Annotated in this window: 6 protein-coding genes; 4 read left to right on the top strand and 2 right to left on the bottom strand. The window is 55.9% G+C overall.

What is annotated here, in order from left to right:
• A partial coding sequence (locus IC235_RS22315; RefSeq protein WP_223847457.1) for a hypothetical protein occupies positions 1-191 on the top strand: 191 nt, incomplete at its 5' end.
• A 471-nt stretch (positions 192-662) separates the two neighbouring features.
• On the opposite strand, the gene IC235_RS20715 is transcribed toward IC235_RS22315, so the two are convergent.
• Entirely contained in the window at positions 663-2,930 is a 2,268-nt protein-coding gene (locus IC235_RS20715) for a leucine-rich repeat domain-containing protein (protein ID WP_191007125.1), read from the bottom strand.
• 76 nt (positions 2,931-3,006) lie between these two features.
• On the bottom strand, positions 3,007-4,677 hold the full coding sequence (locus tag IC235_RS20710; RefSeq protein ID WP_191007124.1) for a leucine-rich repeat domain-containing protein: 1,671 nt from the start codon (positions 4,675-4,677) through the stop codon (positions 3,007-3,009).
• A gap of 660 nt (positions 4,678-5,337) precedes the next feature.
• Here IC235_RS20710 and IC235_RS20705 point away from each other — a divergent pair.
• The 3 genes from IC235_RS20705 (at position 5,338) to IC235_RS20695 (ending at position 10,881) form a co-directional block, all read left to right on the top strand.
• On the top strand, positions 5,338-5,751 hold the full coding sequence (locus tag IC235_RS20705) for a DUF6196 family protein (protein WP_191007123.1): 414 nt from the start codon (positions 5,338-5,340) through the stop codon (positions 5,749-5,751).
• Positions 5,752-6,183: 432 nt separating this feature from the next.
• Positions 6,184-9,165 (top strand): glycoside hydrolase family 3 N-terminal domain-containing protein, encoded by a 2,982-nt coding sequence (locus tag IC235_RS20700; RefSeq protein WP_317173624.1) that lies wholly within the window; start codon positions 6,184-6,186, stop codon positions 9,163-9,165.
• Between the two features lie 90 nt (positions 9,166-9,255).
• A complete protein-coding gene (locus IC235_RS20695; protein ID WP_191007121.1) occupies positions 9,256-10,881 on the top strand; it encodes a 3-(methylthio)propionyl-CoA ligase in 1,626 nt (541 codons plus the stop codon).
• Positions 10,882-11,091: the final 210 nt, after the last annotated feature.

Here is an 11,091-nt window from a genome sequence, read left to right as displayed (position 1 = left end):
CCCAGCACGGCCAGCCCAGCACGGCCAGCCCAGCACGGCCAGCCCAGCACGGCCAGCCCAGCACGGCCAGCCCAGCACGGCCAGCCCAGCACGGCCAGCGCCCGCCGCCGCATGCGCGGGTGCGGCCCGTGCTGGCTGCAGGCTTCCAACCAACGGACTTCTTCTGGCGGGAGGGCGGTGGCAGGGCGTAACATAGCCCAAGATACCCCCAAGCACTATACGGTTACTGCTGAGTGACTACTTAAATGGCTCAGTGGTGCTATCCCGGAAAAAGTCATCCCCTTGGAACAGCGGAATAGTTGTGGTGGTTGGAGCTTCCCCCTCGCCCTCGAGAGGGGGAAGCTCCAACCAGGCTAAGTTGTTAATTACTCATGAAAAGCAGCCGTACCTGAGAGCCCGAATGCAGCGGCATCTCAGGCAGAGCGAAGCGGAAGGCCATTGTTGCCAAGCATTCCGAGTGAGAAAAAGCACCTGGGTCGCTTAGAGGTCATGCTTCAGTTCTGCGGAAGTGAAATGAGCAGGGCGAGCCTTTTGATGACCACCTAATGCCTAACAAGCGAAAGGGCCGTTTCATTAAAGCTGGTGTTTATGAAGGCTATCCTAACAAGTCAACTGGCTACAAGCTAGCAAAAAGACTGCTCGTCCACTAGTGACGTACCCGTTTATTCATCCACCAGCAATTCCAATTCTGGCTTTTGGCGTAGGGATGGGAAAATATGGGTAAGGCGATTGTTTCGTACATCCAATTTGGTGAGGCTGGGTAATTCTGCTAAACTTTCGGGTAATACCTTTAGCTCGTTAGCTGAGCAGAAGAGGGTGTGCAAGTTGCGTAGCTTTCCTAGGCTTTCGGGTAATGCTTGCAGTAGGTTGTTAGTGCAATTGAGCTTTTGCAGGCTACCTAGTTGCCCTATGCTTTCAGGTAGCGCTCGTAGCTGGCTAGAAGCGCAGTAGAGTATTTGCAAGTTCTGTAACGCTTCCAGGCTCTCCGGCAGGGCTTGTACTGGGTTATTAGAGCAATCGAGTGTTTTCAAGTGGAGTAGCCGTTCCAAGCTTTCGGGGAAGGCTTGTAGCTGGTTATTCTCGCAATCGAGTGTTTCCAATCGATGTAGGTACCCGAGGCTTTCGGGTAGGGCTTGTAACTGGTTAGAAGAACAAAAGAGCCTTCGCAACTTTTGCAACTCTCCTAAGCTTTCGGGTAAGGCTTGGAGTTGGTTATTCGCGCATTTGAGCACTTGCAAGTTTTGTAACTGCCCCAGGTTTTCAGGCAGGGCTTGTAGTGAGTTATTATTGCAGTGCAACTCTTTCAAGTTTTGTAGCTGCCCGATGCTTTTTGGTAAGGCTTGGAGCTGGTTATAAGAGCAAAAGAGGTTTTGCAAGTCTTGTAGCCTTCCCAGGCTTTTGGGTAGGGCTTGGAGCAGGTTAAAAGGACAAAAGATCTTCTGCAAATTGCGTAATTTTCCTAGGCTTTCGGGCAGGGCTTGGAGCTGGTTACTATAACAAACGAGTTCTTTTAGGTTTTTTAGCTGACCTACGCTTTCGGGCAGCGCTTGTAAAAGGTTCTCATTGCAATAGAGTTCTTGCAAGCTTCGTAGCTGTCCCAGGCTTTCGGGCAGCGCTTGTAAATGGTTATTACCGCAATCGAGCCTTTGCAAGCTATGTAGCTGTCCTAGGCTTTCGGGCAGCGCTTGCAACTGGTTAGTAGAGATAGAGAGAGCCCACAGCTTTTGTAATGCTCCCAGGCTTTTGGGCAATGCTTGCAGGTGGTTATGATCGCAAGAGAGTTGTTGCAAGTTTTGTAGCCCTCCCAAGCTTTCGGGTAAGATTTGTATCTGGTTAGAAGCGCAGCCGAACGCTTGCAAGTTTTGTAACGCTCCTAAGCTTTCAGGCAGGGCTTGTAGCTGGTTGACATGACAAAAGAGTCGTTTCAAGCTTTTTAGCTGTCCTAGGCTTTCGGGCAAGGCTTTCAGCTGGTTATTATTGCAGTAGAGCTGTTGCAAGCTTTGTAGCCCTCCCAGGCTTTCGGGCAGGGCTTGTAGGGAATTAAAACGACAAGAGAACTCTTGCAAGTTGGGTAGCTGCCCTAGACTTTCGGGCAAGGCTTGCAGTTGATTAGAATCGCACCGGAGGTCTTCCAAGTTTTGTAGTTGCCCGATGCTTTCTGGTAAAGTTTGGAGTCGGTTATAAGAACAATCAAGGTTTTGCAAGTTTTGTAGTTGCCCGATGCTTTCTGGTAGAGTGTGGAGTTGGTTATTACCGCATTCTAGCCTTTGCAAGCTATGTAGCCGCCCGATGCTTGGGGGCATTATTTGGAGTTGGTTAGAAGCGCAATTGAGCTGTTGTAGGTTTTGCAACGCTCCCAGAGTTTCGGGCAGTGCTCGCAATAGGTTACCATAACAGTAGAGCACTCGCAATTGGAGTAGCTGCCCAATGCTTTCGGGCAGGGCTTGCAGTTGATTGTTAGCACAAGAGAGCGTTCTCAGGTTTTGTAAATGTCCCAAGCTTTCGGGCAAGGATAATAGTTGATTGTTGTCGCAATAGAGGCTTTGCAGATTTTGGAGCTTTCCTATGCTCTCGGGCAGAGCTTGGAGTTGGTTCTTATAGCAAGTGAGCGTTTCCAGGCGGTGGAGCTCTCCCAGGCTTTCGGGCAGGGTAATAAGAGTTCTTCCTCGTATTTCCAGACGGGTCAGTTGAAATAACCTGGCGATGGCAGCGGCATTGAGCTGCTGAAGTTGGCTCTTAAAAGCGAGTTGGTAAAGCAGTAGCAGTTCGTCCAGGAACTGTTGGAAACGGACCGGATTGCCTAAGCCCTCCGCCAAGAGCAAGGCCAGATTGATGTTGGCCTCTTCCCCGGAGCGGACCAATCGGAGCAGCACCTCTACTTGCTCCGCAGGAGCGTCTGAGCCGGAAAGGGAAGTTTGATCTGAAGCCATAGAGATAAGATAAGGACAGATACGAGCCATAAAACTGCCACAAGAATATACAAGGCTACTTGCCCACAAGGGCTCACTACCTTAGCTGATCGACCAGTAGTTCTAATCCTGGTTTTTGGTATAGGGCTGGGGGAACACGAATGAGCGGATTGCGACGGGCATCCAATTCCTTGAGCTTGGGTAAGGCCGCTAAGCTTTCCGGCAACGCTTGCAGTTGGTTTTCACCGCAATAGAACCTTTTTAGGTTTTGTAACTGTCCCAGGCTTTCGGGTAATACTTGTAGCTGATTACCATTGCAATATAACTGTTGCAAGTTCTTTAACTTCCCTATGCTTTGGGGCAGGGCTTGTAGTTGGTTATTGTAGCAATAGAGCTCTTGCAAGTTTTGTAACTGTCCTATACTTTCGGGCAAGGTTTTTAGCTGGTTATCATAGCAGCTGAGATATTCAAAGTTTTGCAACTGTCCTATGCTTTCAGGCAAGACTTGTAGTTGATTGTCACTGCAATAGAGCTTTTGCAAATTTTGGAGCTGTCCTATACTTTCGGGCAATGCTTGTAATTGGTTATCATAGCAATGGAGCGATTGCAAATTGTGTAGTTGTCCCAGGCTTTCGGGCAGTGTTTTCAGTTGGTTATTCTCGCAATAGAGCCCTTTCAAGCTGAGTAACGTTCCCAAGCTTTCGGGGAGGGCCCGTAGCTGGTCAGAAGAGCAATCGAGGTATTGCAAGTGGTATAATTGCCCTATGCTTTGGGGCAGTGCCTGTAGTTGGTTAAAAGAGCAATCGAGCTTTTGCAAGTTTTGTAACTGTCCCAGGCTCTCGGGTAAAGCTCGTAGGTCATTAGAAGTACACTTGAACTCTTGCAAGTTATGTAGTTGTCCCAGGCTTTCGGGCAGTGTTTTCAGTTGGTTATCATAGCAATCGAGCTTTTGCAGGTTTTGTAACTGTCCCAGGCTTTCAGGCAGTGTTTTCAGTCGGTTATGATGGCAATAGAGCTCTTGCAATTTACGTAGCTGTCCTATGCTTTCAGGCAAGGCGCGGAGTTGATTATCACGGCAATAGAGTACTCGTAAGTTATGTAGTTGTCCCAGGCTTCCGGGCAGTGTTTTCAGTTGGGTTTCATGGCAATAGAGTTTTTGCAAATTTTGTAACTGTCCTATACTTTTGGGCAGAGACTTTAGTTGGTTATGATGGCAATAGAGCTCTTGCAAGTTATGTAACTGTCCTACACTTTTGGGTAGTGTCTGTAGTTGATTCCCGCCGCAGTAGAGTTTTTGCAATTGGGATAGCTGACCTATGCTTTGGGGCAGTGCCTGTAGTTGGTTCCCACCGCAGGCGAGCTTTTGCAGGTTTTTTAGCTCTCCTAAGCTTTCGGGCAGTGTTTGTAGTTGGTTCCCACCGCAATCGAGTGCTTGCAAGTTTTGGAGTTCTCCAATGTTTTCCGGCAGTGTGGTAAGGTCTCTTTCCGATATGTCTAACTCGGTAAGTTGGAATAACTTCGCCAGGGAAGGGGCAGCGAGCTTCTTGCGCTTGCGCTTAAAAGCCAGTTGATAGAGCGGCAGCAGTTCATCCAGGTACTGCCCAAAAGCGGGCGGACTGCCTAGGCTCTTAGCTAAAAGTAAGGCTAGCTTGACGTTGGCGGCCTCTCCCGAGCGTACCAATCGGATCAGCCCCTTTACTTGCTTAGCAAGAGCGTTTGAACCGGAAAAGGGAGTTTGATCTGAAGAACAGTCTTGGTCGGGAGTCATCGCTAAAATGGTGTAGCCTCCTACCCGCGAAGGGGAATGGTAGGATGATGGATTAGTCGTTCAGTCGATGCAGTGCTGGTTTATATGATGGTAGAGATAGTGCTCAACAGGCAAAGTTAAATTCACTTAAAGATTTATAAAGTACAGGAAGGTTTCCAGAAGCTCGTTAATAAGTGAAATAATCTAAAATTTGCCTACTGTGCTTATCGTAAACGGACTCGTCATGCCTAGTATGAGGAATTGCTTTCCTGATCGAATAAAATACGGAAAAATAAGAATTAAATCAATTATAGCAGATCTCTGTCATCGAAGGACTAATAAAATAATTGCGTTCTTACTATAGCATCTGTGTGCAAAAAAGCTTCTGCCATATCAATTTATCTGATAATAGTTGCTATATTGTTCATTGTTTTATAAAACCGCTAAAATTACATAAAAATTGTTTGCTTCCTGGCAGCCTATTGATCATTTAAACCGATTAGAAGAAAAGCTGAGGTGCTTTTCTGCGCTCAACACGACGTGCTACTTTACTGGGAGCTAAAGCGTTTCATTATTTTGACAGAAAGTTTGCCTATAATTCGGGAACGCTGAGTTGAGGTTCTGCCTTGTTTGTTCAACACGCCCACTATATTGCTTATAAGGACACTACTGTAAAATACCATGTACGTCAGCCAAGAAACAACCCAGCAGATTGAAGCTCGCTTACTCAGCGTACTACGACAAGCCCACCTCAAGTTATATTCGGGTACCTACTGTTTTGAAGAATATCCTCGAGCTGAGTATGTATTCAACCCAAATGCTTTGGCAATTGTAGGCGATGATGAGGTGTGGAGCCAACTAGTGCCATGTGAAGACGCCAGCAATGAGTTGTTTACCGTTTTTAGCTTCCACTTTACTCCTGGACTTGACAATAGTGGTTTTGTTGGCTGGCTAGCCTCTAAGATTAAAAGCCAGACCGGATCTGGTGTCTTTGTAGTATGTGGGCAGAACTCCGCTAAAGGCGGTATTTTCGATTATTGGGGCTGTCCCATAGCAGTCGCGGAGGAGGTCATTAAGGTCGTTACCTCAGCTTAAGAGGTGTTGTTGAAGTAGAGCTAGCCTATGGTGAACAGTGAATCCCTAGTATTCGGATGACCGGATCCGGTATTCGGTTATTCGTGCCGGAATGCCCATTAATTTCGAGCGCCCGGCATTCTTCGCCTGGTTGGTTGAGGCTGGCCTGCTTGCTCGGGCCGAGGGCCAAACTCGCCCGTCCTAACCGGGAGTAGCCAGGAGTAGCAATTCATTGGGACCGGCACTACTTTCGTATAAAAAAATCCGCCCTTGCTTTTATCTTTCCCGAAGTCTTTCGTGCTCCTTTGGTTGCTGTCCTGGCCGTTGCTGGCCCCGGCGCAATCGCATCTTCCGCGCCGAGCCGCTGCCCCGCCGAAGCAGTTGGTTCCCAGGGGGCCGGTCCGGCTTCCCCGGCGACCCAGGGCGCCCGCCCAAGCAGTCCGCCGTCAGCCAGTGGTTGCCCCACGCCCCACGAACGCCCCGGCCTTCACCCGTTACCTGCACTCGCCCTGGGTCGACAGCCTGATGCGCACCCTTACGCCCGACCAGCGGGTGGCGCAGCTGTTCATGGTGGCGGCCTACTCCAACCGCACTCGGGTGGACGAAGACTCGATCTCGCTGCTCATTCAGCGGTATGGCATTGGGGGACTGATATTTTTTCAGGGGGGACCGGGCCGGCAGGCCCGCCTGCTGAACCGCTACCAAAGCCAGTCCAGGGTGCCGCTGCTGGTGGCGATGGACGGCGAGTGGGGGGTGGGCATGCGCCTCGACAGCGTCGTGAAGTTCCCTTATCAAATGAGCCTGGGCGGCGGAATCGACACCACGCTGCTGTACGATATGGGCCGGGAGGTGGCCGCGCAGTTCAAGCGCCTGGGCATGCACGTCAACTTCGCGCCCGTGGTCGACGTGAACAATAACGCGGCTAACCCGGTCATCGGCTTTCGGTCCTGGGGCGAAAACCCGGCCGCCGTTTCGCGCGATAGCCGCCAGTACATGCGCGGCATGCAGGACGCGGGCATCCTGGCCGTGGCCAAGCACTTCCCCGGCCACGGCGACGTGGACGCCGACTCCCACCTGGCCCTGCCCACGGTGCGCGTCGACCGCCGCCGGCTCGATTCGCTGGAGCTGCCGCCCTTCCGCAGCCTGATTGCCGGCGGCCTGGGGGGCATGATGGTGGCCCACCTTAATGTACCCGCGCTGGATACCTTACCGGGCCCCAGCACCTTGTCGCGGCCCATCATCCAGAACTTGCTGCGCGACCAGCTCGGCTTCAAGGGCTTGATCTTCACCGACGCCATGAACATGAAGGGCGTCATCAGCATGTTTCCGCCCGGCGAGGCTGACGTGCGCGCCCTCATCGCGGGCAACGACATTCTGGAGTTCAGCAAAAACATCCCGCTGGCCCTGCGCATGGTGCGCACGGCCGTCGACAGCGGCCGGATTTCGCAGCAGGAAATCGACGGGCACTGCCGTCGGGTGCTGGCCCTCAAGCAGTGGGCCGGCCTGAACCACTACCGGCCCATCGACCCCCAAAACCTGCACCAGGATCTGAACTCCCCCCACGCCCGGTACCTCAGCCATCGCCTCACCGAGCTCAGCATCACCCTGTTGCGCAACGAGCGCAACCTGCTGCCCCTGCAGCGGCTCGATACGCTACGCATTGCCACGCTGGTGCTGGGGGGCTCCCCGCGCGACACCACCGACTTCCAGCGAGCCGTGGCCGACTACGCCCCCACGGCCTGCTTCCACGCCTCGGCCACGCCCACGCTCGACGAACTCACCCGGCTGCGCGAAGCGCTAAAGCCCTACAACCTGGTGCTGGTGGCCCTGCAAAGTCTCGGCCGCCTGCCCGCCACCAGCTTCGGAGTAACGCCCGAAACCAACCTGCTGCTGCGCGAACTCATTAGCCAGCAGCAGCAGCTGGTACTCACCGTGTTCGGCTCGGCCTACGCCGTGGCTAAGGTACGCGAGCTCGACCGGGCCAGGGCCGTGGTGCTGGCCTACCAGGAAAGCAGAGATGCCCAAAATCTGGCTGTGCAGGCCTTATTCGGGGGTATTGCGGCCACCGGTAAGCTGCCGGTTACGGTGTCGGACCGCTACCCGCGCGGCTTCGGCCTGGGCACGGCCGGCAACCTGCGCCTGCGTTACGGCCACCCCGAGGATGTGGGCCTGGATGGCCGCCTCGAAGCCCGCGTCGATAGCCTCGTGGGCCGGGCCCTGGCGGCGCAGGCGTTTCCGGGCGCGCAGGTGCTCATTGCCCGGCGGGGCACGGTGGTACTCCGCAAAAGCTACGGCAACCACACGTACGCGGGCTTTGCTTTGAATGATAAGGGAAACGGGAAGAGTGAAAGGCGAATGAAGCACCCGTCCGCTCCAGCCCTGCTGTCCTCTTCGGCCTCGTTAAGTGCCCCGCGCCTCGTGCGCGACAACGACTTGTATGACCTGGCTTCGCTAACCAAGCTGCTGGCCGCCACGCCCGCCCTGCTCCGGTTGCAGGCGAACCGCAAATTCAGCCCCGACAGCACGATGGGGGACTACTTCCCGTTTTTGCGCGGCACCAACAAGGCGGGCCTGCGCCTGCGCGACGTGCTGGCCCACCAAGCCCGCCTGCAGGCCTGGATTCCGTTCTGGAAGGAGCTGACCGCTAAGAACGGCAAGCTGCGCCACCGATATTTCCGGGCCGACTCCTCGGCCCGGTTCCCGCTGCCGGTAGCGCGGGGCTTGTGGGCCCGTCAAACCCTGCCGGCCCGCATCTACCAGGAAATAGGCGCGTCGCCGCTGAATGAGAAGCCCGGTTACGTGTACTCCGACCTGTCGTTCATCCTCTATCCCGAGCTGGTTCGCGCCCGCACCGGGCTAACCTTCGACGCCTTTTTGCAGCAGGAAGTGTACCGGCCCCTGGGTGCCAGCACGCTGGGCTTCCGGCCGGCCAACCGCTTTCCGCTCCGCCGCATTGTGCCGACGGAAGTGGATTCGGCATTCCGCCAGCAACTGGTGCACGGCACCGTGCACGACGAAGGCGCGGCGTTGCTCGGGGGCCTCTCGGGGCACGCCGGCCTGTTTGGGTCGGCCAACGACGTGGCTAAGCTCGTTCAAACTTATGCCTGGGGCGGCCGTTACGGCGGCCAGCAGATTTTCGACAAAGAGATTTTAGCCGACTGGACCCGCTGCCAGTTCTGCCCCGACAACCGCCGGGCCCTGGCTTTCGACCGGCCCGCCGCCGACCCCACCGTCAACTCGGCCAAAGGGGCTTCGCCGGGCAGCTATGGCCACACGGGCTTCACCGGCACCTACTTCTGGGTCGAGCCCAAGGAAGAACTGGTGGTTATCCTGCTCACCAACCGCGTGCACCCCACGCGGCAGAACAACAAGCTCACGGAGCTGGGGGTGCGCTCGGCGCTGTTGCAGGTAGCCATCGAGGCGGTGCGGAAGTAGCCCGGGCGGGGACGCCGGCTTCGTGGGAAATGCAGGGGGGCTCGCTATCTTACGGGCCTGCTCCCATTATCACGTTGCTCTACTACTGTTATGCTAGGACTAATGATGGCCGACCAGCTGCGCGTGGCCGGCATTCTCGAACACGCGGCCACGTGGCACGCCGATACCGAGGTGGTTTCGCGGCTGCCCGAAGGCGGCCTCCACCGCTACACCTACGCCGGGGCGAACCAACGTAGCAAGCAGCTGGCCAAGGCGCTGCTGCGAGCCGGCATTAACCCTGGCGACCGCGTGGGCACCCTGGCCTGGAACACCCACCGGCACTTCGAGCTCTACTACGGCGTGGCGGGCCTCGGGGCGGTGTGCCACACCATCAACCCGCGCCTGTTTCCGGAGCAGCTTGTCTACATCATTAACCACGCCGAAGACCGGCTGCTGTTCTTCGATCTGACCTTCCTGCCTTTGGTAGAGCGGCTCGCTCCCGTGTGCCCCACCGTCGAAAAATGGGTGCTGATGACCGGCCCCGAACACCTGCCCGCCCGGTCGGCCCTGCCCGGCCTGTGCAGCTACGAAGACTTGCTGGCCGCCGAGGACGCTGACTACGAGTGGCCCAGCTTCGACGAAAACACGGCCTGCTCGCTCTGCTACACTTCCGGCACCACCGACCAGCCCAAGGGAGTGCTCTACTCGCACCGCTCCACGCTGCTGCACGCGCTGGGTATTTCCCTGCCCGATTCGCTGGGCTGCTCGGCCCTCGACGTAATAATGCCCGTGGTGCCCATGTTCCACGTCAATGCCTGGGGCTTGCCGTACGCGGCTCCGCTCAATGGGGCCAAGCTGGTACTGCCCGGCGCCGGCATGGACAGCGCCAGCCTCTACGAGCTGTTCGAGACCGAAGGGGTTACGTTCTCGGCCGGGGTGCCCACCATCTGGCTGGCACTGCTGCAGTTTATGCGCGAAGGCAGCCGGCAGTTTCGCACCTTGCGGCGCACGGTGGTGGGGGGCTCGTCGTGCCCGCCGGCCCTGATGAAGGCCTTTGTGGAGGAGCTGAACGTGACCATCACTCATGCCTGGGGCATGACCGAAACCAGCCCCCTGGGCACCGCGGGCCGCCTCAAGGGCAGCCAGCTGGCGCTGAGCCCCGAAAAAAAGGCCGCGGTACTGGCCAAGCAGGGCCGGGTGGTGTTTGGCGTTGACATGAAAATTGTGGGCGACGACGGCCAGGAGCTGCCGCACGACGGCACGGCATTCGGCGACTTACTGGTGCGCGGCCCCTGGGTGGTGCGCGACTACTTCCGCAGCGGCTCGCCCGGCGAGCTCACCGCCGACGGCTGGTTCCGCACCGGCGACGTGGCCACCATCGACCCCGACGGCTTTATGCAAATCACTGACCGTTCGAAGGACGTCATCAAATCGGGGGGTGAGTGGATTTCCAGCATCGACTTAGAAAACCTGGCGGTGGCCCACCCGGCCGTGGCCGAGGCCGCCGTTATCGGCGTGCCCAGCGCCAAATGGAGCGAGCGGCCCTTGCTCGTCGTGGTGCGGCGCCCCGGCATGGACGTATCAGCCCAGGAGCTGCTCGATTTCTTCCGAGGCAAAGTGGCCAGGTTCTGCGAGCCCGACGCGGTGGAATTTGTGGAGCAACTGCCCCATACGGCCACGGGGAAGCTGCTTAAGACCCAGCTGCGTAAAGACTTCGCGGGGTACGAGCTACCGTAGTGCTTTCATAACTGTCCCGAAAGCGCTGTACACCCGTTTAATCGGTCCTTAAGGGTGCGATGAAGCTTACTTTTGCATTGCTTTCGCTTGGCTTACGTGTGCTGCGGGCGAGGTTGATATGAGCCGCAACCATTTTGCTGGTCTGTACCTTCGACTGATAGCCATGAAAAATACTACTGGTGCAGAATTAGCTGCCAACAGCTAAAAGCA

Source organism: Hymenobacter montanus (assembly GCF_014699115.1).
In the GTDB taxonomy this organism is placed as follows: domain Bacteria; phylum Bacteroidota; class Bacteroidia; order Cytophagales; family Hymenobacteraceae; genus Hymenobacter; species Hymenobacter montanus.
The sequence above is the reverse complement of the archived record's forward strand: the minus strand, read 5'-3'. Positions and strand labels throughout refer to the sequence as shown.

What these genes read in the sequence shown, in the direction of transcription:
- IC235_RS20695 (WP_191007121.1), top strand. Translation starts at nt 9,256, where the DNA reads ATGCTAGGACTAATGATGGCCGACCAGCTGCGCGTGGCCGGCATTCTC.
- IC235_RS20705 (WP_191007123.1), top strand. Translation starts at nt 5,338, where the DNA reads ATGTACGTCAGCCAAGAAACAACCCAGCAGATTGAAGCTCGCTTACTC.
- IC235_RS20715 (WP_191007125.1), bottom strand. Translation starts at nt 2,930, where the DNA reads ATGGCTTCAGATCAAACTTCCCTTTCCGGCTCAGACGCTCCTGCGGAG.
- IC235_RS20710 (WP_191007124.1), bottom strand. Translation starts at nt 4,677, where the DNA reads ATGACTCCCGACCAAGACTGTTCTTCAGATCAAACTCCCTTTTCCGGT.